General features: G+C 70.3%; 28 protein-coding genes and 2 pseudogenes. 16 read left to right on the top strand and 14 right to left on the bottom strand.

The window, feature by feature from the left end; translation table 11 throughout:
- Positions 1–144 precede the first annotated feature (144 nt).
- Positions 145–819, bottom strand: a complete 675-nt coding sequence (locus ACWCRD_RS16190; protein ID WP_450966445.1) for a pyridoxamine 5'-phosphate oxidase family protein — start codon at positions 817–819, stop codon at positions 145–147.
- A 136-nt stretch (positions 820–955) separates the two neighbouring features.
- Here ACWCRD_RS16190 and ACWCRD_RS16185 point away from each other — a divergent pair, with 136 nt between their 5' ends.
- The gene (locus ACWCRD_RS16185; RefSeq protein ID WP_450966444.1) at positions 956–1,270 is read left to right on the top strand and encodes a hypothetical protein; all 315 of its coding nucleotides are present in this window, start codon (positions 956–958) and stop codon (positions 1,268–1,270) included.
- A gap of 51 nt (positions 1,271–1,321) precedes the next feature.
- On the opposite strand, the gene ACWCRD_RS16180 is transcribed toward ACWCRD_RS16185, so the two are convergent.
- Complete coding sequence (locus ACWCRD_RS16180; protein WP_450966443.1) at positions 1,322–1,942, bottom strand: VOC family protein; 621 nt, start codon at positions 1,940–1,942, stop codon at positions 1,322–1,324.
- Positions 1,943–2,127: 185 nt separating this feature from the next.
- Here ACWCRD_RS16180 and ACWCRD_RS16175 point away from each other — a divergent pair, with 185 nt between their 5' ends.
- The 3 genes from ACWCRD_RS16175 (at position 2,128) to ACWCRD_RS16165 (ending at position 4,217) form a co-directional block, all read left to right on the top strand.
- Positions 2,128–3,714, top strand: a complete 1,587-nt coding sequence (locus ACWCRD_RS16175; protein ID WP_450966442.1) for a Na+/H+ antiporter — start codon at positions 2,128–2,130, stop codon at positions 3,712–3,714.
- 73 nt (positions 3,715–3,787) lie between these two features.
- Entirely contained in the window at positions 3,788–4,063 is a 276-nt protein-coding gene (locus ACWCRD_RS16170) for an aldo/keto reductase (RefSeq protein ID WP_450966441.1), read from the top strand.
- Positions 3,990–4,217 (top strand): hypothetical protein, encoded by a 228-nt coding sequence (locus ACWCRD_RS16165; protein WP_450966648.1) that lies wholly within the window; start codon positions 3,990–3,992, stop codon positions 4,215–4,217. The genes ACWCRD_RS16170 and ACWCRD_RS16165 overlap by 74 nt, the downstream gene beginning before the upstream one ends.
- A 1-nt stretch (position 4,218) precedes the next feature.
- Here the strand turns inward: ACWCRD_RS16165 and ACWCRD_RS16160 are convergent, their stop codons facing one another.
- From ACWCRD_RS16160 to ACWCRD_RS16150, 3 genes are read right to left on the bottom strand one after another with little or no spacing between them, the layout of a single operon-like run.
- Entirely contained in the window at positions 4,219–4,926 is a 708-nt protein-coding gene (locus tag ACWCRD_RS16160; protein ID WP_450966440.1) for a B3/B4 domain-containing protein, read from the bottom strand.
- A gap of 35 nt (positions 4,927–4,961) precedes the next feature.
- Complete coding sequence (locus tag ACWCRD_RS16155; RefSeq protein WP_450966439.1) at positions 4,962–5,609, bottom strand: FMN-binding negative transcriptional regulator; 648 nt, start codon at positions 5,607–5,609, stop codon at positions 4,962–4,964.
- A 28-nt stretch (positions 5,610–5,637) separates the two neighbouring features.
- The gene (locus tag ACWCRD_RS16150; protein WP_450966438.1) at positions 5,638–6,474 is read right to left on the bottom strand and encodes an EamA family transporter; all 837 of its coding nucleotides are present in this window, start codon (positions 6,472–6,474) and stop codon (positions 5,638–5,640) included.
- A 116-nt stretch (positions 6,475–6,590) separates the two neighbouring features.
- On the opposite strand from ACWCRD_RS16150, the gene ACWCRD_RS16145 reads away from it, so the two are divergent.
- Positions 6,591–7,175, top strand: coding sequence for a helix-turn-helix domain-containing protein (locus tag ACWCRD_RS16145; protein WP_450966437.1), 585 nt, complete (start codon positions 6,591–6,593; stop codon positions 7,173–7,175).
- Positions 7,176–7,272: 97 nt separating this feature from the next.
- Complete coding sequence (locus tag ACWCRD_RS16140) at positions 7,273–8,190, top strand: DUF6891 domain-containing protein (RefSeq protein WP_450966436.1); 918 nt, start codon at positions 7,273–7,275, stop codon at positions 8,188–8,190.
- Between the two features lie 100 nt (positions 8,191–8,290).
- Here ACWCRD_RS16140 and ACWCRD_RS16135 read toward each other — a convergent pair whose 3' ends face one another.
- Positions 8,291–9,535, bottom strand: coding sequence for a cytochrome P450 family protein (locus ACWCRD_RS16135; protein ID WP_450966435.1), 1,245 nt, complete (start codon positions 9,533–9,535; stop codon positions 8,291–8,293).
- A gap of 319 nt (positions 9,536–9,854) precedes the next feature.
- Here ACWCRD_RS16135 and ACWCRD_RS16130 point away from each other — a divergent pair, with 319 nt between their 5' ends.
- Together ACWCRD_RS16130 and ACWCRD_RS16125 are read left to right on the top strand one after the other, a co-directional pair.
- Positions 9,855–10,160: a Rieske (2Fe-2S) protein gene (locus ACWCRD_RS16130; protein WP_450966434.1), complete on the top strand. Its 306-nt coding sequence runs from the start codon at positions 9,855–9,857 to the stop codon at positions 10,158–10,160.
- 54 nt (positions 10,161–10,214) lie between these two features.
- A complete protein-coding gene (locus tag ACWCRD_RS16125; protein WP_450966433.1) occupies positions 10,215–10,757 on the top strand; it encodes an MOSC domain-containing protein in 543 nt (180 codons plus the stop codon).
- A gap of 7 nt (positions 10,758–10,764) precedes the next feature.
- Here the strand turns inward: ACWCRD_RS16125 and ACWCRD_RS16120 are convergent, their stop codons facing one another.
- Positions 10,765–11,130: an SbtR family transcriptional regulator gene (locus ACWCRD_RS16120; protein ID WP_450966432.1), complete on the bottom strand. Its 366-nt coding sequence runs from the start codon at positions 11,128–11,130 to the stop codon at positions 10,765–10,767.
- A 59-nt stretch (positions 11,131–11,189) separates the two neighbouring features.
- Between ACWCRD_RS16120 and ACWCRD_RS16115 the strand changes: the two genes are divergently transcribed.
- On the top strand, positions 11,190–11,648 hold the full coding sequence (locus ACWCRD_RS16115) for a zinc-binding dehydrogenase (protein WP_450966431.1): 459 nt from the start codon (positions 11,190–11,192) through the stop codon (positions 11,646–11,648).
- A gap of 109 nt (positions 11,649–11,757) precedes the next feature.
- Here ACWCRD_RS16115 and ACWCRD_RS16110 read toward each other — a convergent pair whose 3' ends face one another.
- Positions 11,758–12,609 carry an SCO6745 family protein gene (locus ACWCRD_RS16110; protein ID WP_450966430.1) on the bottom strand — a complete coding sequence of 284 codons (852 nt, stop codon included), beginning with the start codon at positions 12,607–12,609 and terminating at the stop codon, positions 11,758–11,760.
- 119 nt (positions 12,610–12,728) lie between these two features.
- On the opposite strand from ACWCRD_RS16110, the gene ACWCRD_RS16105 reads away from it, so the two are divergent.
- Entirely contained in the window at positions 12,729–12,911 is a 183-nt protein-coding gene (locus ACWCRD_RS16105; RefSeq protein ID WP_450966429.1) for an ADP-ribosylglycohydrolase family protein, read from the top strand.
- Positions 12,912–12,964: 53 nt separating this feature from the next.
- Here the strand turns inward: ACWCRD_RS16105 and ACWCRD_RS16100 are convergent, their stop codons facing one another.
- Together ACWCRD_RS16100 and ACWCRD_RS16095 are read right to left on the bottom strand one after the other, a co-directional pair.
- Positions 12,965–13,909, bottom strand: a complete 945-nt coding sequence (locus tag ACWCRD_RS16100) for an alpha-L-fucosidase (protein WP_450966636.1) — start codon at positions 13,907–13,909, stop codon at positions 12,965–12,967.
- A 291-nt stretch (positions 13,910–14,200) separates the two neighbouring features.
- Positions 14,201–14,392 carry a hypothetical protein gene (locus tag ACWCRD_RS16095; protein ID WP_450966647.1) on the bottom strand — a complete coding sequence of 64 codons (192 nt, stop codon included), beginning with the start codon at positions 14,390–14,392 and terminating at the stop codon, positions 14,201–14,203.
- Between ACWCRD_RS16095 and ACWCRD_RS16090 the strand changes: the two are divergent.
- Positions 14,386–14,668 (top strand): annotated as a pseudogene (locus tag ACWCRD_RS16090) (beta-xylosidase); the annotation flags it as partial. The gene ACWCRD_RS16095 and the pseudogene ACWCRD_RS16090 overlap by 7 nt on opposite strands.
- 111 nt (positions 14,669–14,779) lie before the next feature.
- Here ACWCRD_RS16090 and aspA read toward each other — a convergent pair.
- Positions 14,780–16,195 (bottom strand): aspartate ammonia-lyase, encoded by a 1,416-nt coding sequence (gene aspA / locus ACWCRD_RS16085; protein ID WP_450966428.1) that lies wholly within the window; start codon positions 16,193–16,195, stop codon positions 14,780–14,782.
- A gap of 107 nt (positions 16,196–16,302) precedes the next feature.
- On the opposite strand from aspA, the gene ACWCRD_RS16080 reads away from it, so the two are divergent.
- The 5 genes and pseudogenes from ACWCRD_RS16080 to ACWCRD_RS16060 all read left to right on the top strand — a co-directional run bounded on the left by ACWCRD_RS16080 (position 16,303) and on the right by ACWCRD_RS16060 (position 21,899).
- Positions 16,303–17,646 (top strand): dicarboxylate/amino acid:cation symporter, encoded by a 1,344-nt coding sequence (locus ACWCRD_RS16080; protein WP_450966427.1) that lies wholly within the window; start codon positions 16,303–16,305, stop codon positions 17,644–17,646.
- The gene (locus tag ACWCRD_RS16075; RefSeq protein ID WP_450966426.1) at positions 17,643–18,374 is read left to right on the top strand and encodes an aspartate/glutamate racemase family protein; all 732 of its coding nucleotides are present in this window, start codon (positions 17,643–17,645) and stop codon (positions 18,372–18,374) included. Before ACWCRD_RS16080 ends, ACWCRD_RS16075 begins: the two co-directional genes overlap by 4 nt.
- Before the next feature lie 20 nt (positions 18,375–18,394).
- Positions 18,395–19,081: a GntR family transcriptional regulator gene (locus tag ACWCRD_RS16070; protein ID WP_450966425.1), complete on the top strand. Its 687-nt coding sequence runs from the start codon at positions 18,395–18,397 to the stop codon at positions 19,079–19,081.
- Positions 19,082–19,146: 65 nt separating this feature from the next.
- A pseudogene (locus ACWCRD_RS16065) lies at positions 19,147–19,948 on the top strand (alpha/beta fold hydrolase).
- Positions 19,949–20,168: 220 nt separating this feature from the next.
- Entirely contained in the window at positions 20,169–21,899 is a 1,731-nt protein-coding gene (locus ACWCRD_RS16060; RefSeq protein ID WP_450966424.1) for a hypothetical protein, read from the top strand.
- Between the two features lie 68 nt (positions 21,900–21,967).
- Here the strand turns inward: ACWCRD_RS16060 and ACWCRD_RS16055 are convergent, their stop codons facing one another.
- The 3 genes from ACWCRD_RS16055 to ACWCRD_RS16045 all read right to left on the bottom strand — a co-directional run bounded on the left by ACWCRD_RS16055 (position 21,968) and on the right by ACWCRD_RS16045 (position 25,060).
- Positions 21,968–22,612 carry a cutinase family protein gene (locus ACWCRD_RS16055; RefSeq protein WP_450966423.1) on the bottom strand — a complete coding sequence of 215 codons (645 nt, stop codon included), beginning with the start codon at positions 22,610–22,612 and terminating at the stop codon, positions 21,968–21,970.
- Between the two features lie 151 nt (positions 22,613–22,763).
- Positions 22,764–23,993, bottom strand: coding sequence for a PucR family transcriptional regulator (locus ACWCRD_RS16050; RefSeq protein ID WP_450966422.1), 1,230 nt, complete (start codon positions 23,991–23,993; stop codon positions 22,764–22,766).
- A 122-nt stretch (positions 23,994–24,115) separates the two neighbouring features.
- Positions 24,116–25,060 carry an alpha/beta hydrolase gene (locus tag ACWCRD_RS16045; RefSeq protein ID WP_450966421.1) on the bottom strand — a complete coding sequence of 315 codons (945 nt, stop codon included), beginning with the start codon at positions 25,058–25,060 and terminating at the stop codon, positions 24,116–24,118.
- Between the last annotated feature and the right edge of the window lie 17 nt (positions 25,061–25,077).

Below are 25,077 nucleotides of genomic sequence, written 5' to 3'. Positions count from 1 at the left end.
GCGGCGGTGCCTGGGTTCGGTCGGATGACCGGTGAAGCGGGTGCGTTACGAAACGCACGGCGCCGAAGTCCGCGCTCCCGAGGACACCCGGGTTGCGGAGCCGCGTGCTCGGGGTGTTGCCGTAGCGGACTCGCAGGCTGGTCCTCAGCGGGAGGGCAGCCGCCTCCCCGACTCGGCTGCCGCGCCGAAGTAGTCGCCGCCCTTGCGCTTGACGTCGTCCGTGCCCCACGCCTGCTCACCGTTGGCGGCCGTGTCGCCGTTTCCGTTCGCGTTCTGCCGCAGTGGTGCCTTGACCAGGCGCGGTATGTGCTTCGAGCAGTGGATGTAGGCCTCCTCGACCTCCACCTCCACCCACATCTGGGGTCGGCGGCCGGGCACTGGATCAACGGGCAGATGCGGATGCCTCCGGCGCATCGCCTCGTCCGGGACCAACTGCGCCCGGCCGTTGACGTGCAGGCCGATACGGTCCTGAGAGAAGTCGATCATCAGGATGCCGACGTGCGGGTTCTCCCGGATGTTGCCGAGCGAGGCCATGACTCCGTTCCCGCGGTACTCCGGGTACGCCAGGGTCGCCTCGTCGAGTACCCCGAGGAAACCGGGCGGTCCGGCCCGGAATGTGTTGTCGCACTCGCCATGGCGGTCCGCCGTGGCGAGGAAGAACATCTCCTGGCGGGCCACGAACTCCTGCATCCGCGGGTTCAGCCGATCGAGTACCTGTTCGTCGTAGAAGCGGTCCGCGCGGTCGAGAGTGTCCAACTCACGCTGCATTTGGTGTTCGCCGTGGCTTCCGGGCCGGTCGACCCGCTCGTCGTGATCCAACGATCCTCCTGACAGCGATTCCTTCAGGGCACCAGCCGAGGAGCGCCACGGCCGCGTAGGAGAGCGTAGAGCAGGTCGCTCGCACTGCCCTTCGAGGGGCGGCCGCGGGCTCCTCCCGGCAGTCGGTGCAGCCGCCATGGTCGCCGCCGTAGAAGGAGTACGGACGGGGGCCCGGCGCGCCTGGGTGTTGAGCGGGCCGCCGACGGCCGGCCCGCCGGAGCAGGTCCGGGTTGACCCACGCGTCCGACTGGCGGGAAAGGAGCACACGATCCTGCGCACCCAGCCCTTGGCCCGCAGTGCGGCACGCCACCGTCAGCTCGCTCGCGCCCTGCCGGACGAGCGAGTCGATCAGCTCTACGGGCATCCCGGCCACGCCGGACCCTCCGACCAGCACGTCGCCCCGTCCTCGATGCCCGACACGGCCTCGTCGGCGTCCGCGCAGCACGGGTGACCGCGCGTCTCCGAGAGCGGTAGGCGTGCGGGCCGCGACAGAACACCCACCTCAGTCGGCAGGCCCTGGAGGGGGAGGGCACTTGGCGACGTGGAACTCGTTCCCACCGGCGTCGAGGAACTCGCCGGGTTCCCGGTCGGGTCGGGTGACCTCCAGCCGCAGCCTGTTGCGGGCCTCCTTCGGCGCCGCAGGCGGTCCCATCACCAGCGAGACCGTGCTGGTGGGCCGTCGGCGCAGCCGGACGCCCCAGTCGTGGGACTCGACCGCGTGCCAGTCGGCCTGGGACTGCCAGAAGGCCCACTGCGCGTAGCGGTCCTCCTCCGGGACGTCGAGGCAGATCGCGACGAGCCCGCTGTCGGCGAGCCCGCCGGGGTGCCCAGGGCGCAGCACGCAGAACTCGTTGCCCTCCGGATCGGCCAGCACATCCCACGGGACGTCCCCTTGGCCGATGTCGACTCGCGTTGCACCGAGGGTGAGCAGGCGAGCCACCTCGGCCTCCCAGTCCGGCCCCCCGGCCAGGTCGAGGTGCAGCCGGTTCTTGCGTGCCGTCTTCGGCTGCGCGGTCGGCGCGAATCGCAACCGCAGGCCGCCCGTTCGCCCCCGTGTCGCGTCCGACCAGAAGCGCTCCATGCGCGCGACGTCCAGCGCGTCGATCACGATCCCCGTCAGCATCCCAGCCCCCGAAAATAGGTGTCGAACCTGTCGCCGTCCCATTGTCGCCGCCGCTGTCGGCGTGCCCGGAGGTCGCGGGCTCGTCGACGGCCGACGGGCCCGGGCATGCCAGTCGAGGGTGAGGCCGACGACAAGGACGCCGCCGAGCTGCCACCGGCAGCCGCTGCGCCGCAGGAGCAAGCGCCGTGATCGGTCTCGAACTCGTCGTGCTTCTGGGCCTGGCCCTGCTGGTCGGCAACGTCCTGGGGCAGCGCCTCGGCGTCGCGCCCCCGGTCATGCTGCTCGTCGTGGGCGCTGTGATCGGCCTCGTGCCGGCCGTCCGACAGACCCAACTCCCGCCGGAAGTCGTGTTGTTGCTCTTCCTCCCCGTGCTGCTGTACTGGGAGAGCCTGACCACGTCGAGCAGGGAGATCCGCTCGAACCTGCGCGGCATCGTCCTGCTCAGCACCGTGCTGGTGATCCTCACCGCGGGGGCCGTGGCGATCGCCGGGCTCGCGCTCGGGCTGCCGTGGGGCCCGGCGTGGGTGCTCGGCGCGGCCGTGGCTCCCACCGACGCCACAGCCGTCGGGGCCCTGGCCGGCGCCCTGCCGCGCCGCGAGATCACCGTGCTGCGGGCCGAGAGCCTCGTCAACGACGGCACCGCGCTTGTCATCTACGGTCTGGCGGTCGGTATCACCGTCGGCGAGGAACACCTCACGCTTGCGCATGTCGGGGCACTCCTCCTGCTCGCCTACGGCGGCGGAGCCGCGGTCGGGATGGCGGTGGCGTGGGTCAACATGAACCTGCGGCAGCGCCTGGACGACCCCCTGCTGGGCAATCTCGTCATGATCCTGGCACCGTTCACGGCGTACCTCCTGGCCGAGCTGATCGAGGCCTCGGGGGTTCTTGCGGTCGTGGTCAGCGGTCTGATCATGGCTCAGGTGGCCCCACGGCTCATCCGTGCCGAGCACCGACGGCAGGCGCTGGCGTTCTGGCCACTGGCCACCTTCATCATCAACGGGGCTCTTTTCGTCATGGTCGGAGTGGAACTCCAGTACGCACCGCGCCACTTGAGCCGCTCCGACCTCGCCGACGCGCTGATCGCGGTCGCAGTCGTCAGCGTCGTACTGATATGCGTCCGGTTCGTGTTCCTGTTTGCCTCCGCCTATCTGGTCCGCGCGGTCGGCCGGCGTCCGCAGCAACGGCTGCGGAGAATCAGTCACCGGGCGCGCGTGGTCAGCGGCTTCGCGGGATTCCGGGGCGCGGTGTCGCTCGCCGTGGCCCTCTCGGTTCCCGAGACCCTCGACTCGGGTGCGCCCTTCCCCGGCCGTGCGTTCATCGTCTTCGTCACCTCCGGCGTCATCGTGGTGACGCTCGTGGTGCAGGGACTGCTGCTGCCGGGCGTCGTGCGCTGGGCCCGGCTGCCGCGCGACACCTCCGTCGGCGAGGAGCGCCTCCTCGCCGAGACCAGGGCGACCGAGGAGGCCATCAGGGCACTGCCCCGACTCGCCGCGGACCAGGGGGCCGACCCGAAGGTCGCGGAGTGGCTGCGCCAGGAGTACGAGGCGCACCTGGCGACCGTACGGGCCAGGGGCGCGGGCACCGACGACGATCCCGCCCTGCTCCACAACCGCCACTACACCGGCCTGCGCCTCGCCCTCATCGCCCACAAACGGGCAACCGTCGTCCGCCTGCGTGACGAGCAGCAGATCGACGACACCGTGCTGCGCCGGCTCCAGGCGTCCCTGGACAACGAAGAGGTGCGGCTCGCCGGACGCGAACAGGTGGAGTGAACCGCGTCCGGCTCCGACCGCCCACCCGTGGATCCTCGACAGCACTTGATGCGTCGTCGTGCAAGGAGAGTCCATGGCGCCGAGGCGGATGGCCGAGTCGCGGAGGTCACCCCGCGGAGGTGTACGGCCCCTACGCCAACGAACCGTCGGACTCAACAGCCGGCCCGAGCAGATCCATGCCGTTGCGGCTGCTTCTCTCAAGCGACTCGGAGTCGCGCGGCTCGACCTGTTCTACCAGCACCGTGTCGATCCGGGAGTGCCGATCGATCGGGTTCGTGCCCTTCCGCCCGCTCGGCAAGGGGTTCCTCACCGGGGCCGTGGACCCGTCGACGTCGTTCGCGGCCGGTGACGTCCGACGTATCGCCCGCGTCGAGGCGAACACCGCCGCCACGCGCCTGCCGCTCTCCGCGGGCGAACTGGCCGACCTGAACAAGCTGGCCGGCCGCGTCGGGGTACGTGGAAACCGCTACGACGAGCACCACATGTCGCCGGTCGGCAAGTAGCTCAGGCGGTGGTCTCCGGCTGCACCGGGCTGAGGTAGGACACGGCGGTCCGGTCGGCGTGCGGGGCGAGCAGGCCCTGCAGTTCGTCGGCCGCGGCCTTGAGGAGGGTGCCGTCCCGGTCGGCGTGGAGGGTTTCGAGGACGAAGGCGACGTGGGAGGAGTCCTCGGTGACGCGGGTGCGGTGGGCGTCGCGGTGGTTCCAGTGGCGGGTCAGGACTCCGGTGGTGTCGGCGTAGATGATCTCGCCGGGCTTGGGGTGCTCGACGGTGCCGGGTTCGCCGAGCGGGGTGAAGGACTCGGTGCCGTCCGCGTGGCGGATGTCTACGGAACCGGTGACGTGGTCGAGGTCGAAGGCGCCGGCGGGCAGGCCGTGCCGTACGGAGACGGCGTTGTAGGAGTCGACGGCGGGGTTGATGCGCGGCAGGCTCCCCTTCTTCGCGAGGCGGCGGCCGAGCGCGTCGACGCTGGGGCGGATGCGGCGGGGGTTGGTGCCGAAGGAGCGGTAGGCGGTGTGCCAGGCCTCGATGCGGGGGTCGGTCTCGTCGGCGGGCTGCCAGCTGCCGTCGGCCAGTTGTTGCTCCAGTTCCTCGACGGCCGCAGCGGTGTGCGGCCAGGACTCGTGGCCGCGCAGGCCGGTGGCGGTGACCAGGGCGATCAGGGTGTCGGGGAAGGCTTCGGCGACGGCGGGGAAGATGCGGAAGGTGGGCATGGGCGGTTTTTTCCTTTTCTTGCGGGCGGGGGCGGTCAGGACTTCCAGGGGCCGATGCGGTCGAGGCGGCGCAGCTGCTGGCGGGCGGTGGGCACGTCCAGGCCCTGGCCCCGCTCCGTGAGGCGCTCGGCGACGGTGCTGCGGTGTTCCGCGGACTTGTGGTCGTCGTACTTGAACTTGGCCCGTACGTCGGTGACTTCGAGGCGCAGCCCGCGGATGCCCGAGAGCATCCGGCCGTACGGCGGCTCGCCGACCGCCACGGGTGCATGGTCGCCGTCGGGCTGGAAGTGCGCGAGCTGGCGGCGCAGCAGCTCTGCCTTTTCCTCGGGGTCGTCGACTATCTCGGCGCGGCAGGTGAACTGGACGGCCGCGTAGTAACTGGTGGGGACGCCGTCGGTGGGTGGGATGCCGGGCGCGGCTCGCCAGGGACCGGGGACGAAGGCGTAGTCGCCGATGACGGTGAAGACGACGTTCGGGTCGTGCTCGATCGCCTTCCAGACCGGGTTGGGCTTGGCGAGGTGGACCAGGAGACGGGGTCCGTCGCAGGTGAAGTGGGTGGGGACGGCCATGGGCGGGTGGCCCGGCAGGCCGTTGACGCCGAGCTGCCCGAAGTCGTGGCCGTCGGCGATCCAGCTCTGCCATTCGGCCTCGTCGAGGCCGGCGTCCCAGGGGTGGACCAGCATGCTCGTCTCCTTGATTGTGCGGGTCTGCTCAGGTCAGGGCGAGGAGGCTGACGGCGACGGCCGCGATGCCGAGGCCGGCGAGCTGTCCGCGGTGGACGCGTTCGGCGAGCACGCCGCGGGCGAGCAGGACGGTGCCGGCCGGATAGAGGGCGGTGATGACGGCGACGACGGTGAGGTCCCCGCTGCGGGCGGCGAGCAGGAACAGCAGGTTCGCGATGGAGTCCAGTACACCGGCGGTCGCCGACAGCGTGTAGGCGGGCCGCTCGGGGCCCAGCCTGCGGTGCATCAGCCCGGCCGCGACCAGGGTGACGGCGGAGGAGACGGCCCGGCCCACGATCAGCGGGGCCACCCCGCTGTCGGACGGCGCCTGGTGCAGGAAGACCAGCTGCAGGGCGATGGCGGCGCCCGCGCCGAGGGCCGAAAGCAGTGCCGTACGGGAGGGGCGGGCCGAGCCTGCGCCGTCTCCGGCGCTGACCAGCACCACGGCCACCAGGGCGAGCGGCAGGCCCACCGCTCCGGCGGCGGTCAGGTGCTCACCCTGCAGCAGTCCGACGCCGACGGGCAGCGCGGCGGACATCAGCGCGGTCACCGGCGAGAGCACGTTCATCGGGCCGATCGCCAGCGTGCGGTACAACAGGGCGAACGCGGCAGCGGAAGCGACACCCGAGACGGCACCCCAGCCCACGGCCGCGGGGCTGAAGGAGGCGCCGAGCAGCGGCCACAACAGCAGCTCGACCGCGAGACTGGCCGGGGCGGCGACCAGCACGGTACGCAGCACATGGGCTTTCCGGGCGCCGAGACCGCCGAGGAAGTCGGCGGTTCCGTACGCGAGTGAGCTGCCCAGGGCCAGCAGCAGAGCGATCACAGTACGATCCCTTACCATTCAGTGGAACGACCACACCGTACAGCGAACCGACCGAAGGTCACAACCGATCGACCGTACGGTGCAGTGGAATGGGCAGCGGTAGGGAAGGTGACCCGGTGGCGGAGACAGCCGCAGCGCTGCGAACGGTCGCGCACAACGTCCGGGCGGCACGCATGCGCGCGGGCCTGTCCCTGGACGAACTCAGCCGCCGTGCCCAGGTCAGCAAGGGTGCCCTCGTGGGACTGGAGAAAGCCCAGGGCAACCCCAACCTGGCCACGCTGGTCCGGCTCGCCGACACCCTGGGCATCTCGGTGTCCGACCTGATGCAGGGATCTCCCGAGGGCCGGGTACGGGTCGTGGCCGCCGACGCCGTGACACCCCTGTGGACGGGGGAGCGGGGTGGCGAGGCCCGGCTCATGCTGACGACCTCGGGGCCCGCTCCGGTCGAGGTCTGGCGCTGGCGACTGGAACCGGGCGAGGACTACCCCAGCCATCCGCACCAGGCCGGGGTCGTGGAGACCGTCAGCGTCACCTCAGGCCGGCTGACCCTGGTCGTCGACGGCACCGAGCACACCGTCGAGGCCGGCCAGACCGCGACGTTCGACGGCGACACCCCGCACACCTACCGCGGCGCCGGCAGCGGGACCTGCCACCTGATCATGACGGTCCACCTTCCGCCCGGCCCGGCACCGACGACCTGACCCGAGGCCCGCCACAGCGCCGCGGCCGCCGCCGACATGCGCGATTCGGAGGCGTCCCGGGAGGTCCGTACTGAGAGGGGTGTGCCAGAGTCTGCGCATGCTCGAGATCGTGGTGAAGACCGAGAACCGGGAGCGGTACGTCCGTGTGTCCGCCGATGAGCTGGCCGGGCTGGTCCGGAGAATCGGCGGTGACGGTGACCGGTTCCTGGTGGTCCAGCGGATACCCGACCTGCCTGACGTCTTCGCACAGGTCTGGCACGAGACCGGCGGCGACTACACGCTGGAACACCGGGACGGTGCCGCCGACCGGCACTTCCAGGCGCTGGTCGGCGGGCCCGAAGCAGTGATCGCGGCGATGACCGGCTGGGCCCGCCAGGAGGCCGGATGGGACGGTGGTCCGGCTTGGTCGCTGGTGGACATGGGCCCCGCCCGCCAAGTGCCGCCGCTCGACATCGCCGAAAACGAGCGCATGGAATTGGAGAAGCGCGTCCGCGAGGTGCTGGTCGGCGGGTACGCCTCCCGCGCCGAACTGGCCGAGATCGCTGAGGAGTACCTGGTCACCGAGGACCGTCGGCCGGTTTCGCGGCAGCAATCCGAGGTGCTGGCCGACCGGTTGTGGCTGGAGCGGGTCGCGGAGCAAGCTGCGTGGCAGGGCGAGACCGACCCTGAGCGACTCACCCGCGCGTTCACCGCCCTGCAGGAGGCCGGGATCACGGCCCGCGAGAACTTCACCTGCTGCCGCAGTTGCGGCCAGTCCGAGATCGGCGGCGAAGGCGGGCCCGACGCCCGTGGTTTCGTCTACTTCCACACCCAGTGCACGGACTCCGCCGCAGCCGGCCACGGACTGATGCTCCTCTACGGCGGCTTCGACGGCTCGTCCGAGACCACTGCAGCCATCGGCCGCGAGGTCGTGGTCGCCCTCGAAGCAGCCGGCCTGCGCACCGAGTGGGACGGTGACCCCGGCCGGGCAGTCACCGTCACCCCTTTGGACTGGCGCCGCCGCCTGGTCGGTTAGGGCCACGCCCTCCCTTCCGCATCACCGATCGACGTGCGGGTCCACGCCCACTTGGCGTGGAACGCGGACCCGCATACCTGTCCGTCGTGTTGGGGGGTGCTCAGCGAAGGCGTACCGGGAGGGAGCGGTGACCGTTGGAGATGAAGGAATCCACCGGCTCCAACTCGTCCTGCGGCACCACGAGTTGCAGATCCGGGAAACGCTCGAAGAGGGCCGGCAGTGCGATCCGCGCCTCCAGCCGCCCCAGCGGGGCGCCCAGGCAGAAGTGCACGCCGTAGCCGAAGGCCAAGTGCTCCTTGTCGACGCGGGTGACATCGAAGCGGTCCGCGTCGTCGCCGTACTTGCCGGGGTGGCGTCCGGCCGCGGCGTACGCGGCCAGGATCGCCTCACCCTTGCCGATCACGATTCCCTCGGGTCCGCCGAACTCGCTCATCGCCAGATCCTCCACGGCGTATCGCAGCGGCAGGCTGGCGACCGGCGCCTCGACGCGCAGCGTCTCCTCGATCACGTCCTCCCAGGAGGCGTGGCCGCTGCGGACGAGCGCGAGTTGGTCGGGGTGAGTGAGCAGTGCGTGAATGGCGTTGTCGATGAGGTTGACCGTGGTTTCGTGACCCGCGCTGACCATGAGCATCAGGGTGTCGAGGAGTTCCTGCTCGCTGAGGCGGCCGCCGCCCTCGTCGTCCCGCGATGCGATGAGGGCGGACGTCAGGTCGTCGCCGGGTGACTCCCTCTTGGAGGCGACGAGCTTGGCGAGCGCCGCGTAGAACCGCGTGTAGATGTCGGTTACCTCCTCCGGTGTGGCGGAGGTGTGGAAGACGCCGTCCACGACGGCCCGTAGCTCCGCACCCTGGTCCTCGGGCAGGCCGAACAGTTCGCTGATGACCTGGATCGGCAACGGGTAGCAGAACCCCTCGCGCAGATCGACGACCCGCCCGTCCTGTCCGGCCTGTTCGACCCGGTCCAGCAGGTTCTTGGTGATCTCTTCGACACGAGGCTGGAGCGCGGCGGTGCGGCGTGCGGTGAACGCCTTGGAGACCAGGGCCCGCAGGCGTTTGTGCTCGCCGCCGTACGCGGTGAACATGTTCTGCACCGCGACCCAGGTGAACAGCGGCCATTCCGGGGCGACTTCGCCGTTGATCCAGCGGGTCCAGTGGCGTCGCGCGTCCTTGGAGACACGCGGGTCGGTCAGCAGGCGCTTGAGCAGATCGGGGGAGCTGACGGCCCATGCCGCAACCCCGTCGGGGAGTTCGACCGAGGTCACCGGTCCGCGCTCGCGGATACGGGCGGCTTCGCCGTGAATGTCGCGACCGGCCGGGTCGATCACTAAGGGGTCGGGATGCCCCATCGCAGCCTCACAGAGTCTCGAACGTCGATACGAAGCGTTACGCTACTTCGTCGTAGCGTCGTCGGGCGAGCCCTCCGAGGCGGCCGTCCGGGCCCGCGCGCTCCACCTGCCGACCGAGGTCCGCAGCAGCGCAGGTGTCAGGAGAGCCAGGACGACCCGGCGTGCCCCTGGGCGCCGGCGGTTCCTGGCGGCCACGGCGCTGGCGGCCACCGGCACGGTCGCCGGAGCGGCCGTCGATCATGCGGTTGCGGGGCGCAGCGCCGGTGATTCCAGCGCCGGGGCCGGTGAGATCACACCGACGCACGGGACCTGGCAGAACGTGGCGGCTTCCACCGACGTGTCCGAAGGGGCGGTGCTCTCCTTCGATCTGGGTACCGTCACAGGGTTTGTGCGCCGGGTCTCCGGCCGTGTCCAGGCCGTCTCCGGGATCTGCACCCACCAGGCCTGCCGCCTGGCCCTTTCGCCGGCCCGCGACACCCTTGCCTGCCCCTGCCACGGCGCCACCTTCGCGCTGACCGGCGAGTCGCTCACCCACCCCAAGTCGGTACGTCCGCTGCCCCGGCTGCCCCGGATGGCAGTGCGCGAGACCACGGGCCACATCCAGGTCTATGCCCCGGCGCGCTGAATCCCCTGGCTAGGCTGGTGGCTGAGCACGGTTGCCGACGAGGGGGTCCGAGGTATGAGCGGAAGAGTGACGGCGGTCAGCAGCAACGGGGACTACTCGTTCACCAAGCCCAACCGGGACAGCGTCAGATTGCTCGCCGGGCTGGGTGTGGAGGGAGACGTGCACGCCGGTGTGACGGTCAAGCACCGCTCGCGCGTCGCGCAGGATCCCACCCAGCCGAATCTGCGCCAGGTCCACCTCATTCACGAAGAGCTCTTCGCCGACGTCGGTGAAGAAGGGTTCAAGGTGGCGCCCGGCGAACTCGGCGAGAACATCACCACGCGCGGCATCGATCTGCTCGGTCTGCCGGTCGGCACATTGCTGCGCATCGGCGCCTCCGCGGTCCTGGAAGTCACCGGCCTGCGCAATCCCTGCCTGCAGATCGACAACTTCCAGGAGGGGCTGCTCAAGCAGGTCGTCGGCCGTGACGAGGCGGGGAACATCGTGCGCAAAGCCGGAATCATGAGCATCGTGAGGGAAAGCGGCGTGGTGTCCCCAGGAGACACGATCGAAATGGAACTCCCCAGCGGTCCGCACCGCCCCCTGGACCGGGTCTGACCAGCGGTCACTCCTTCGGTGCGTTCCACAGGGTCCTGAGTTCTGCCCAGCTCGGTGCCGGGCCCGTCAGGGCGGTGGGCTCGTCGCTCGGAGCGGTCCGCAGCCCGGCGAGGACCAGGTCGAGGTAACGCAGGTGCAGCGCGCAGGCACGCTCGCCGGCGACGGGGATGCGCGCGGTGAGGTGTTCGAGCAGCAACGGGACGTCGGCGGAGGTGAAGTCGGTGCGCAGCACCCCTGCCCGGTGCGCGTCGCCCACCAGATCGTCGAGGGCCGCCCGGAGCCGGTCGGCGGCGTTCACGGTGTCGTCGGTGGCCGGTAGCCGGCCACCGATCAGAGGGAGAAGCGGACTGCCCGGCTCCTGCGCCGACAGCACGTCCCGCAGGAAGCGGGCGAACGCGGACCAGGGGTCGGGCTCGTGCCGGAGTCACCGCCGTGCACGCGGCGCGCGGGGCCACCGTCCTGGGAACGGCGAGCCGGGCCAAGCACGACCTGCTACGCGACCTGGGCGCGATCCCGGTCGCCTACGGGCCCGGGCTGGCCGACCGGGTGCGGGCGGCGGCGCCGGGCGGCGTCGACGCGGCGGCCGACCTGGTGGGCACCGACGAGGCGGTGGACGTCTCCGTGGAACTCGTGGCCGACCGCTCCCGCATCGCCACCATCGCCGGATTCGAGCGCGGCGCCCGGGCCGGCATCAGACTCCTCGGCGGCGCGCCCGGCGCGGACCCGGGTACGGAGGTCCGGGCCGCGGCCCGACTGCAGCTCATCGCGGAGGCGGAGGCAGGACGTCTGCGCATCCTGATCGCGGGCACCCACCCGCTGCGCGAAGCCGCCGACGCACATCGCCAGATCATGACCGGCCATGGCACCGGGAAGATCGTTCTGATCCCGTAGGCCGCCGGGAATCTGGATCTGGAGGCGTTCACGACGCTCGGACACGACCCAGTGTCGGCGCGGGAGCTCGCGCACCGGTTGGAGATCTCGTCGGGTCGGTTGCTGCGGGTCACTGCGAGCCCGCGGCCACCAGTGTCGCGGTGATGGGTTCGAGTTCGGTGATCAGTTCGTCGAGTTCGGCGGGGGAGAGGGCTTCGTAGGGCGGGGCGGCGAGTTCGTCTGTGAGGGCTTCGATGCGCTGTTTGACCTCGCGGCCGGCGTCGGTGAAGTGGCCCTCGGTGTCGATGAGTCCGCGTTCGCGCAGGCCGTCCATGACCGCGGCCAGCCGCTGTTTCGGCAGGTGATGGATGCGTCCGAACGACTCCGGGGGGTGGATGCCCTGTTCCAGCGCGGAGAGGACATGCGCTTCGGTGCCGCCGATGCGAGCGCCGACGAGGGCGGCGATGTGTCCGTCGCCGCGGTGCTCGCGCAGCATGGTCGCGGAATGCCACAGGCGGGCGACGGGGTCGCTCGGCACTGCAAGGGTACGCATCCCCGCGTACATCACCCGGCCTTCGGTGGGGGCGCTCGTGGCGGCCTTGGTGGTCAGGTCGGCGGCGCGCACCAGGCCGGGGGAGTCGGTCAGCTCGCCGCCGAGGATGCGCCGTAGGGAGGCCGCGCTGCCCCGCTCCCGCGCGGCGACTGAGGCCTCGGGCGGGATCGTCTCCCAGGCGCTGGGGATGTGCCGTGCGGCTTCTCCGTCGGCGAAGTTGTAGAAGGCCGCGTGCACGACTTGGGCCTCCACGCGCCCCAGCGGCGCGGCCCGGCTGGCGAAATAGCCGTCCCAGTAGGTGCGGTGGCCGAGCGCGGCCAGCTCCTCGTTGCACTCGTCGGCGCAGTAGGTGACCAGGCAGATCGGCTCCAGCAGCTCGAACATGCGACGGGCGATGTGAGTCGTCGCCTGCAAACGCGTCGTACCCATCGGGCTCTCCATTCGTTTCTGAGTACCGACTTGGACCGTCCGGCACACCGAAACTCATCGGTGACCCATGGTTCGGCATTCTCCGACGGGATGGCCCGGCAGGCCTGGAGGCGCGGACGGTGCCTCCGGAGCCGGTGTGGCGTTGGAGTGACGACACCGCCCAAGCGCTCGTTCTCGTCCGGGAACTCGTCGAGGGCGGCGGCAGCGTCGACCAGGACCGCCTCGCGGCGGCCTACGCCGACGGCACGCACCGTGGGTACGGAGCCGCCGAGCCCGACGGGCTCCTCCTCATTCCCGGTTGAACCCCCTCGCCGCTGCAGCCACCGGTGTGCCGGTGGTGCCTCGCGACCGGCCGTCAGAGCGCGACGATCTGCCAGTCCTGGTTGTCGCTGCCCGAGTCGGTCAACTGGTCGAGGTTCGCGCCCTGGGCGGAGCCGCCGGGGCTGTCGAGGACCTTGCCGCTCTTGACGTTGGACAGGCGGTAGGAGCCGTCGGTGTCGGGCAGGAGTTTCCACTGCTGGTTGGTGCCGCCGGTCCAGGGCCACTGGATGACCAGGGCGCCGTCGGCGGTCGAGGCGTCCTTGACGTCCATCACCTTGCCACTGTTGCGGTTGACCAGCTTGACGGTGCCCAGGTCCGCGGTGAACGGCCGGTCGTAGACCTCCAGGCTGCGGATGGACGCCCACACGGCGGAGGGCAGACCGGTGACCGTGACCCGGACGTAGCGCGCCTGGGCGCGGAAGAGGGCGACCTGGACCTGGCTGGTGCCGGTGGTGGCGGTCAGGTCGGCCAGTGTGGTCCAGGTGGCGTTGTCGGTGGAACCCTCGATCCGGTAGCGGTAGTTGGCACCGTCCTTCGCCCGCACCGCCGCCACGTAGTCCTTGACGAAGTCGCGGCTGAGCGGCGCCTGGCCGGAACTCCAGGCGTTGGGGTGCTTCAGCGGCCACAGCGCGAACCCGTCGTGGTGACGGGTCGTCAGGGTCACGTACTTCGCCCCGAAGTCCTTCGCCAACTGCGCCCAGGCCGTGGGGTCGTAGGCGTCCGCCGTGAACTGCTCACTCGTCGCGTCGGTGAGGTACTTCTGGTAGTTCGCCGGAGTGATCGGGGCGTTGTGCATCCACCACTCGCCCTTGGCCGGGCCCGAGTAGACACCCCAGTGGATGAACATCCCCAGTTTGGCGTCCTGCAGCCACTGCACCTTGGAATCCGGCTGCTGATCGAGGCCCATGTCGGTCTTCGGGATCCGCAAAGGAGGCAGCGGCAGCGGGTTGGCGGCCGCGGCATACGCGGGGGTCGCCATCACGGCCGGGCCACGACTGTGGCCACGGTCGCCGCCGCCATTGCGGCGAGTACCGAACGACGTGAGAGAACTCTGGGCACCGTTGTTTCCTCCTGTTCGTTGGTGTGCGGATCGCTTCAGCGTCGGATACCTGGGCGGCCAACGGTGCCCTCCGGAAGACATCGGATGCATTAAGGGTGATCGGCAAGCCTGTTGTCCAGAGGCGGAAAGAAGTTTCCGGACAACTCAAGGAGTTGTGCAGAGTAATCCGGGAAGAGCGGAGGCAGTCATGGGATGAATAGTGGTCTTCCGTCAGGTGCCGTGTCGAGGATCGATCGCGTCCGGAGCGTTGACCGAGGTCTCGGCGACCTCTACCGTGACGAACGAAACCAAACGTCGCGCCACATTTTCCAACGCCTCGTCAGCTGTGGGTGCCGCTTCGGTCACCGCGACGAACGCGACCCAGTTCACCGACACCGCCGGAGGCGTGTTGTTCCCGGCCACTCGGCATCACCTCCCGGGACACGACCCTCTACCAGGCCGATGCCGGCACGGCCTACCTGATCTCGTCCGCCAACGAGAACGCCGACCTCGACATCTTCAAGCTGCCCGCCGACCACACCGGCATCGGCAGCCTGGTCGCCAACCCCTGGCCCGGCACCTACCGCGAGGCGCCGGCGCTCTTCACGCGGGGCGGCGTCTACTCTCATGCTCACCTCCGCCAACAGCGGATGGAAGCCCAACCAGCAGCGCTACGCCACCGCCACCAGCCTCGCCGGCCAGCGCGTTCATGGTGCAGTGGGCCTGCAACGGCGGCCTCAACCAGCAGTTCCAGCAGCGCACGGCCTGAGCGTGCGGGGACGGGTGCGGTGACTGCTCCGGCGGGGTCGGTCACCGCACGGCGACCGATGGCAGGGCGGAGTGGCCGGTGAGGTTCTCGGGCCGCAGGATCACGTCCAGTTGCTCGGCGGTGAGCAGTCCGGCCTCGGCGGCGAGGTCCTTGACCAGGCGGCCGGTGGCCAGGGCCCGTCGGGCGAGCGTGGTGCTCGCGGCATAGCCGATGTGCGGGGCGAGTGCGGTGACCAGGCCGACCGAGCGGTGGACCGTGTCATGGAGGTGGGCGCGGTTGGCGGTGATGCCCGGGATGCAGCGGGTGGCCAACGTGTCGCAGGCGGCGCGCAGGTGGGTCAGGGAGCGCAGCAGGCTGTAGGCGATGACGGGTTCGAAGGCGTTGAGCTGTAGCTGTCCTGCCTCGGCGGCCATGGTCACGGTCAGGTCGTTGCCGATGACCTCGAAGGCGACCTGGTTGACGACTTCGGGAATCACCGGATTGACCTTGCCGGGCATGATCGAGGAACCCGCCTGCACCGGCGGCAGGTTGATCTCGCCGAGTCCGGCGGTGGGACCGGAGGAGATCAGGCGCAGGTCGTTGCAGGTCTTGGAGAGCTTCACGGCCACGCGCTTGAGGACGCCGGACAGCTGGACGAAGGCACCGCAGTCCTGGGTGGCTTCGATGAAGTCGCCTGCGGGCCGGACGGGTTCACCGCTGATCTCGGCGAGATACGCGCAGGCGAGTTCGGCGTAGCGGGGGTGGCCGTTGATTCCGGTGCCGATGGCGGTACCGCCGAGGTTGGCCTCCAGCAGCAGGGCGGCGGCCTCGCTCAGGCGCCGGCGATCCTCCTCGATCATGACGGCGTACGTGGTGAACTCCTGGCCCAGCGTCATGGGCACGGCGTCCTGGAGTTGCGTACGACCCATCTTCAGCACGTCGCTGAACTCCGCCGCCTTCTCGGCGAACGCCGTGGCCAGTGCTCCCAGCGAATCGCCGAGTCGGCGCAATGAGGTGACCAGGGCCAGCCGTACGGCGGTGGGGTAGACGTCGTTGGTGCTCTGGCCGAGGTTGACGTGGTCGAGCGGATGGATCATGTCGTAGGACCCGCGGGGGTGGCCGAGGTGCTCCAGGGCCCGGTTGGCGATGACCTCGTTGGCGTTCATGTTCGTGGACGTGCCGGCTCCTCCCTGGATCGGGTCGACGACGAACTGCTCGTGCAGGTGCCCGGCACGGATCTCCTCGCAGGCGTCGATGATCGCTTCGGCGAGGTCCGGCGGCAGCAGCCCCAGGTCGCGGTTGGCTCGGGCGGCCGCCTGCTTGACCGCGGCCAGTGCGGTGATCAGGTCCGGGAACTGGGCGATGGTCGCTCCGGTGATCGCGAAGTTCTCCACGGCCCGCACGGTGTGCACGCCGTAGTAGGCGTCGGCAGGAATCTCCTTGTCGCCGACCAGGTCGTGCTCGATGCGTACGGCCATTGTGCTGCTCCTCGTGTTGCGGGCCCCTTGACAGGCCACCATGTCCGGCCTCAGTGTTGCCGACCAACACGCAGAACGCAATATATTGCATATGGCAGGAGTAGCCCATGGACACCGCACACCCCCGTCCCACCCACGCGGACACTCCACCAGCCCGGCCCTCGGGCTTCCTGCGGCGATGTCTGAACGTGCCGATCGGCATCCAGTCGATCATCGCCGTAGGTCTCGGCGCCCTGATCGGATCCCTCGCCCCGGCCGCGGGCGAGCAGATGAAGATCCTCGGAGACGTGTTCCTGAACCTGGTGCAGGTCGTCGTCCTGCCCCTGGTATTCCCGCTGATCGTGCTGGGCATCGCCCGCATGGAGTCGGTCAAGAAGGTCGGCAGGATCGCCGGAAAGGCCATCCTCTACTTCGAGCTCGTCACCACCGTCATCCTGCTGATCGCGGTGGGTCTGGCCAAGGCCACAGGCATCGGCAAGGGCGCCCCCGTCCACGGCGCCGACGCCAGGGACCTGAACGGTCTGAGCCAGGGCATCGACTTCCACGAGCTGGTCCTGCACGCGGTGCCGAAGAACATCTTCGCCGCGTTCGGCGAGGGCAATCTGCTCGGCGCGATCGTCTTCGCTCTCCTCGTCGGCATCGCCATGGCCGCGATCGGGGAGAATTCCAAGCCCTTCGCCGCCGTCCTGGAGTCGGTCGCCGCGGTGATGTTCAAGGTCGTCGGCTACGTCATCCGCATCGCGCCGCTCGGCGTGCTCGGCTTCATCTCCTACGACGTCGCCCACTACGGTTTCGGCAACCTGCGCAGCCTGCTGGGCTTCATCGCGGTGGTCTACGCGGGCCTGGCCATCGTCATCGGCGCGCTCTTCCCGCTCATTGCCGCGATCTACCGCATCCGCTACCTCGAACTGCTCAAGTCCATCGCGGGGCTGGCCGGGATCGCCTTCGTCACGCGCAGTTCGGAGGCCGTACTGGCCCCCCTCATGGGCAAGTTGGAGGAGTTCGGCGTCAGCCGCTCCACGACCTCCTTCGTCGTCCCCCTCGGCTACTCCTTCAACACCGACGGCTCCGTCCTCTACCAGGCCGCCGCGCTGGTCTTCTTGGCCAACGCCTACGGCGCCGACACCTCCCTGCCTGCCCTGCTGCTCATGGTCGGCGTGCTGGTGATCCTCTCCAAGGGCATGGCGGGCGTCGCCTCCGCCTCCGTCGTGGTCCTCATCGCCGCCGGCAACTCCATCGGCCTGCCCGCCGAAGGCATCGCCCTGCTCCTCGGCGTCGACTTCATCGTCGACATGGCCCGTACGGGCGTGAACGTCATCGGCAACTCCCTTGCCGCCACCGTCGTCGACAGCTCCGAGAAGCGGCGCGCAGCCAAACGCGGCAGTGGCGAAACCATCCACATCCCGGCCGAGCCCGAGGCCCCCTCCCTGCACAAGGAACCAGCACAGTGAGCGCCCCCACCACGGAGATCATCGGCATCCTCGGCGGCATGGGCCCGGCCGCCACCGCCGACTTCTACGCCAAGCTCGTCGCGACCACCCCCGGCGCCGACGACCAGGACCATCTGCGCACGGTCATCTGGTCCGACCCCACCATCCCCGACCGCACCCAGGCCCTGCTCGGTGAGGGACCCGACCCCACCCCGTGGCTGCTCGCCGGCAGCCGGGTGCTGCGCGAGGCCGGTGCCACGGTCATCGCCATCCCCTGCAACACCGCGCATGCCTTCGTCCCCCGTATCGCCGACCATGTCGGCCTGCCCATCGTCCACATGATCGGTGAAGTCGCCCGGCACCTCGGTGCCATGGGACCGCGCCTGCGCACCGCCGGCCTGCTCGCCACCACCGGCACCGTCCGCGCGGGCCTGTACCAGGACTGGCTGGACCGCTTCGGCATCCGCCTCCTCCTGCCCGACGACGCCAGTCAGGACGAAGAGGTCATGACCGCCATCCGAGCGGTGAAATCCGGCGCCTACGACGACACGACGACCGCTCTGCTGGCCCGCGCCGCACAGCGCCTGATCGAACAGGGCGCGCAGGCGGTGATCGCCGGCTGCACGGAGATTCCGCTGGGCCTGCCCGAGGACGCCGTGGACGTCCCGTTCATCGACCCGGCCGTGATCCTGGCCCGGGCCCTCGTCCGCCGGGCCAGGACGGGCGCTGCCAGCGGAGGGGCCGGGTAGGACGATGTACTGTACGCAATATGTCACTCGACAGCCCCGTTTCCCGCCGCCTCCTCAGTGACGAGGTCTTCCATCGCCTGCGCGACTCCATCGTGCGCGGCGAACTCGCTCCCGGAGAGAAGGTCAAGGACGGTGAGCTCGCCGAGCGCCTCGGCCTCAGCCGCACTCCCGTGCGCGAGGCGCTCGCCCGGCTCGCCGACATCGGTCTCGTCGAGGCCAAGCCCGGCGTCTATACGCGCATCACCACACTCAACCGCCGTGACGTCGAAAAGACCCTCGCGGTCCTGCGCTCCCTCGACCGGCTCGCCGTCGAGACGGCCGTGCCCGTCATGACGAAGCAGGACCTCCAGGCCATGCGCGAGGCCAACCGGGAATTCGAACGGGCCGTCACTGCCAACGACACCGCCGCGGCACTCGCGGCCGACGACCGCTTCCACGCCGTACCGATCGGGGCGGCCGACAATCCCGTACTGAGCCGGATCGTCGAACAGCTGCACCCGCAGATCCACCGCATCCTGTACCGCAAGTTCTCCACGCTGCTGGGCGGCCGCAACACCATCGAGCACCACGACCAGCTCGTGGAGATCTGCGCCACCGGCGACGCCCGTTCCGCCGCCGAACTCTCCGCACAGCACTGGTCAGAACTCGGCGGACACATCAACGAACTCTTCGACACCAATCAGTTCGTCGAGCCGACTGCGGGATGAGAGGACACCCTCGGGGGGAGGGGGGTTGCGGACCAGAGCGGTCCGGCAGCCCGTCACCTGGCGGCGTGACATGGTCCGAGCACGTGGTGGTGCAAGACGGCGTCCGGCTTGTCTGCCGGGACTGGGGCGGGCCCGGACAGCCCATCGTGTTGCTGCACGGCCTGGCCGGTCACGCGGGTGAATGGGACGTGCCGGCACGGAAGTTGAGCTCCGGATATCGCGTCGTAGCGGTCGACCAGCGCGGGCACGGCGCCGCCGAGCGGCCACCCGCGGGACGTCTCCCGTGCCGCCTACGTCGCTGACGTCACCGCTGTTGTCGACCAGCTGGCGCTGCAGCGGCCCGTCCTGGTCGGCCAGTCGATGGGCGGGCACACCGCCATGCTCACCGCCGCCGCGCATCCCGGACTCGTCCGCGCGCTCGTGCTCGTCGAGGCCGGCTCAGGCGGTCCGAACCCGAACGGCCCGATGGACATCGGCGGATGGCTCGATTCATGGCCGACACCGTTTCCCTCACGCGAAGCGGCAGCCACGTTCTTCGGCGGCGGACCGGTCGGCGCAGGCTGGGCGGCCGGACTGGAAGAACGCGACGGCGGATGGTGGCCTCGCTTCGACCGGGACGTGATGGTCCGCTCGCTGGCGGAGAACGCCCGGCGTTCCTACTGGCATGAGTGGAAGCGGGTCTCATGCCCCACCCTGCTCGTCCTGGCCCGATCCAGCTTCGTCCCCGCAGCGGAAGTCGACGAAATGCTCCGGCAGCGACCCGCCACGACGGCCATGAGCATCCCCGGCACAGGCCACGACCTGCACCTGGAACAGCCTGGGATCCTGCACACCGTGCTCTCGGGCTTCCTCGAGGGTCTCGTCTGAAACTCCGATGCTGTCACGACGAAGCGGGCTTCACCGGTCTCCGCCGTCACGGCGCTCGGACATGCCGGCCGCCGGCCCACGTCCCCAGGAGGGCGAGGCCGTCAGCGCTGACGCCCGGTCACCAAGGTGGCTCAGCCCCCGGTGACAAAGCCGCCTCCAGTCGCTGAGTCTTTGTGAGCACTGCCCGAACCCGTGGTCCACGCCGTCCTACGGTCCGGCCATGGACACGAGCCGCAGCAGAAGAAGAACCGCGAAGGCCCTGCGCAGCACCGCGCTGGCGGTGCTGCTGACCAGCGGGGCGATCACCGTGACCGCCCCCAACGCCCGGGGGGACAGCGCGCGGACGGAGACGCCCGTGGCGTCGACGAGTGCTGTCGCGGGAGTGAGTGAGTCGGTGGTGCGGGTGAAGATCCCGCTGCCGGCGTCCTTCGGAGCCCGTCCGGCCGTGTGCGACTGGCTGTCGTATCTGCGTTACCGCTCCTCGGACGGGCCGCGGGCGTCGGCCGACGCCGACCGGATCCTCGTCGCCCAGCCGGGCATCCTGGAGGGGGCGGGAGCCTTCGACAGCGTCGCCCGCAACACTGTGGCGCGCGCCGCCGAGCAGGGGCGGCACATCGAGTTCTGGGCCCTGGACCGGCGTTCCAACTGCCTGGAGGACCGCACCGGCATCGCCTCCGGCGACGAGCACACGGCCGTCGATTACTACTACCGCGGCAAACAGGTCGACGGCCGCACCTTCGCCGGGTTCGTCGGCAACGAGCGGCTGGGCTGGATGGCCAAGCTCGGCATCGAGCAGACCGTGCGGGACCAGTACGACCTGCTCGCCGCCGAGTTGCCCGACCAGGGGCTGCGCAAGCGGAAGGTGCTGTGCGGGGGACACTCCCTCGGCGGCGTGATCACCGGCTACTTCGCGACAGCCGACTTCGACGACGACCCCACCACCACGAGCGACGCCGGATACAACCAGTGCGCCGGCTACTTCGCCCTCGACACCACCGTCTCCACCACCCTCGGCGACCTGAGCGGCGGCATGCCGGACGACACCGACCTGCCCGGCGTCGGCCTCGGTTACGGCGCTGTGCAGGCCGGTCTCGACAGCGGAGTGCTGCCCCGCTCCCTGTCCGCGCCGGTCCTGCTCAACCCCGAGACGATGACACTGCTGGCCATCGCCGGCGTGGGCGCCGTACAGGATCCGGGGGGCGAGGCCGACCTGCCGAGCTATCTGCCCGCCGACACCAACATCGAGGCCACCAACCGCTTCCTGTTCTCCAAGGACACCGCCACCTTCCTCACCGGCTCGCCCGCGGTGAAGGACTTCCGGCTCACCAACGCCGCCGTGCTCGGCGCCCTCCTGGACGACAACTCCGTACCGCTGGCGTTCCTGCAGAGCAGCGTGGGCTTCTTCGACGGCGGCCCGATCACCGACAAGAACTTCCCCGCCGCCAACGGCAGTTCGCAGCAGCCGGGGCTGTTCGGCGTCGAGTACAAGGCCATCCCCGAGAAGCCGCACGGCCCGCTCTACACATGGCGCAATTACGACCGTGTCGGCGCCGCCGACGACCCCGGCTACCGGTCCGCCGACGGCACGCCGTTCACCAACGCGAGCAAGGAGGTCACCGACATGGGGGAGCTGGCCCGCAGCCTGGCCCAGCAGCCCCTGGACTTCACCGAGCAGTACTTCCCGACCAAGCTGGTCACCGACCTCGAACTGGCCACCTCCCCGCAGGTGAAGCAGCTGGTCGTGCACCCCGAGGGGCTCACCGCCAACCCGACGCTCACCGTGCTCGCGGGTGACGGGCTGCTGGCGGGCCGCATCCCGGTCGGCCTGCACCCGGTGGTCGCCGACGGCTACCAGCACCTCGACGTGCTCACCGCGGCGCCCGTGCAGAACAACGGGCGGCCCGAGATCGTCTCCAGCAACCTCGCGCAGTTCGCGAAGAATCCCAAGTAGCCCTGCGCGCACGGTAGTTGGGCCCGGGAGGAGATCCTTCCGGGCCCGTCCTGCGCGGGGCCGTCCGCTCAGATCCTGGTCGCGGCGAAGGTGGCTGCCGCGTCGGCGTCCGAGGTGTAGCCGAGGTGCGCGAGGACGTCGGTGCCGCCGTTCTCACAGATGGGATCGCCCTTGGCGCAGAAGTCGATGGTGCGGCTCTGGTAGGTGCCGGTGACGCTCTTGCCGAGGGCCCGGATGGGGTTGCCGAACAGCAGCACCGCGGCAACCCTCGGTTCGAGCGCGGCCGGGATGGTGGCGACGATGGGGCTGCCGACCACCGCGCCGTCGCTGCTGATGCCGATGGAGTTGTCGACGACGTTCGCGCCCTGCGAATAGCCGACGAGAACGAAACGCTGATTCAGGCAGGCAGCCGCCTGGCTGTTGACGTGATTCACCAGGTCGGCATTGCCCTGCGCGGCGGAGGTGAGGGAAAGGTCCGCGGGGTAATTCACCTTGTAGCTGGTGAGGTTCTTGCCCGTCAGTTTCTTCTGCAGGGCGGAATACACCGGGTCGCCGACTATCGCGCCGAGCGTGCCCGGCTCGAAGGTGCCGCGAGCCGCGACGACGTCGATGTCCGAGCAGGTGGCGGCCGATGCGGGGGGTGCCGAGACGGTGGCCACTCCGGCCGCACCGCCGATCAGCGACAGCGCGGCGAGACACAAGCGAATACGCATGGGGATCCTTTGAGGGTCGGGCGCGTCGAGCGCCTGCGGAAAAGGATGTCCCGAAGGTATTCGTTGTTTCTGGCGACCTGTTATGTATGGGAATTCAGAAGTTCTGCGGTTTCTTGAGCTGAGGTGAGTCGGCGGGAATTTCGTGAACCGTCTACGCGGAGGGCGTTTCCTGCTCCCGCAGTTCCTCGGCGCGCAGTGCCAGGATGAGGTCCAGGCGGGTGCCGGGGTCGTGCAGGGCCTCCCCGAAGAGCTTCTCCAGCTGGCGCAGGCGGTAGCGGACCGTCTGCGGGTGGATGTGCAGACGGGCGGCGACGTCGGGCACGTTGCTGCCGCTGAGCAGCCACGCCAGCAGCGTCTCCGCGAGCCGGGGCCGCTGCCCCTCGGTGGCCGTGTCCAGCGGCGCGAGTACCCGCGTCTCCAACTGTGCCAGCAGCGGCTCGTCCCCGTGCAGCAGCAGCGTGGAGAGATGGTCGGCGCACCGCACCACCCCCTGCCGGGGCAGGATCCCGCGCCCCATCAGCCGCAGCGCCCGCGCGGCCCAGCGCAGCGACTGCGCGGCCTCGGTGAGCGGCACCGTCGGGCCGATCGCCGCCGGACGCCCGCGCAGCGCGAGCGTGAACGCGCGGCCGCCGAAGCGACCCGAACCGTCCGGATCGGGCAGCAGCATCCGCGGCGGCCGCGACCGCATGTCCACCAGCGCCCCCGCGCCCGCCAGCGGCCACTCCTCCTCGCGCTGGTCCGCCGGGGCCGCGAGCGCGACGACCGCGACCTGCCGGGGCACCGACCAGCGGGCGCCGTGCGCGAGATCCTGCACGGCCTCCAACGACAGCGGCCCCTCGCCAAGCAGCAGTTCGAGCAGGCGCCTGCGCCGCCGCTCCAGCTCGTCCGTGCTGCGCAGCCGGCCCTCCGCATAACCGGCCGCGGCCGCCTCGGCCACCTCGTGCACGGTCCGGAACGCGAGCTCGCCCAGCGCCGCCACCACCGCCGAGTCCAGCCCCAGCTCCTCGGCCGTACGGCCCATCAGCCGCCAGGCATGCATGCCCCCGATCCGCAGCGCGGACTGCAGGGCGTCCAGGCTGCGGTCCTCCAGGGCCACGCCGCGCCCGAGCTCGTAGTACGTCGAGGCGATCGCGTCGCTGCGGCCGCGCGGGTCGGCGATGTGGTCGACGAAGAGGGTCAGCGCCTGCACCACCCCGGCCCGCAGGTTCCTGGCGTACATGCCGTCAGCGGGGCCCGCGTACTCGGGAACCTGTCTGCGCACCTCGTCCTCGACCTGGTCGGCGACCGCCTCCAGCTGAGCACGCAGCAGGCCGGCGAGATCGGCCGGCACCGAGGGGAACGCCGGACCGGCCGGTTCGCCGCGCGGGGTGGGGACGGCCATCGCGGACACTCCTTTCCACCGGAACCGGCTCACCCGCGGAGTGTTTCCCGTGGGGCGAGGAACAAGTCCTGTGTTGGACGGGCGTCCCCTGTGCTCCGTTCCGTGCCCCGACGGCACCGACATCACTCCGGCAGCCCGAGTGCACCGGCGAGCATCGGCCACGACGCTGTGAACTCCGGCTTCCAGTACGCCCAGCTGTGTCCTCCTCCTGCGTAGAAGTGCGTGGTGACCGCGATGCCCAGGCGGGCGAGGGCGGCGGTGAAGCTGTGGGCGGAGGGCCACAGGGCGCTCTCCAAGGCCTCGGGCAGCCAGTCGCCGGTTCCGCCGACCACGCCGCTGCCGTTGGAGACGTACAAAGGAGTGCCGCGCAAGCCCGCGGCGCGGGCCCGCGGGTTGAAGTCGCGCCAGGTCAGAAGGTTGAGGACCGGATTGCCCCACAGGGACAGCGGAGCCAGGTTCTCGCGGACCACGATGGCGTCCACGAGGGTGGGCACGCCGGGCGCCATGGTGTCGAGGATGCCGCTGTAGGAGGCCGCGGCGGCGAACGCGCCCGGGTGGCGGGCCGCATGCGCCATGGCGCCGTAGCCGCCGGTGGAGACCCCGGCGACCGCCCGCACCCCCGAGGCCCGGTAGTCGCGCCTCAGCAGCGCCGGAACCTCGGTGAGCTGGAACGTCTCGTAGTCGGGACCGCTGAGCCAGTGGGTGGGAATACCGGTGGGGCCGCCGTCCGGCATCGCCACGATCAGGTCCCGGCCCTCGGTGAAGGCCTCGATGTCGGTCTCCCGGGTCCAGGACGTGTAGTCGTCATGGGCGCCGTGCAGCAGGTACAGCACGGGGTAGGTCCGGCCGGGCTGGGTGTTGAAGCCGGACGGCAGGATCAGCCGCACCGGGGCGCTGCGGCCCAGGGCAGCGGAGGCCACCGAGACGTCGAAGGTGCGCGGCCCGAGCTGGGTCGCGGCGCGCGCGGTGCCGGCGGCGGTACCGAACAGGGCGGCCAGACCGGCGCTCGCCGCGGCCTTGGTGACGGTGCGCCGGGACACTCCGGTGGCGCGGCGGGGGTGGGGCATGGCGGCTCCTCGGGATC

Source organism: Streptomyces sp. NPDC002092 (assembly GCF_053593775.1).
This window is presented reverse-complemented; position numbering and strand designations above follow the sequence as displayed.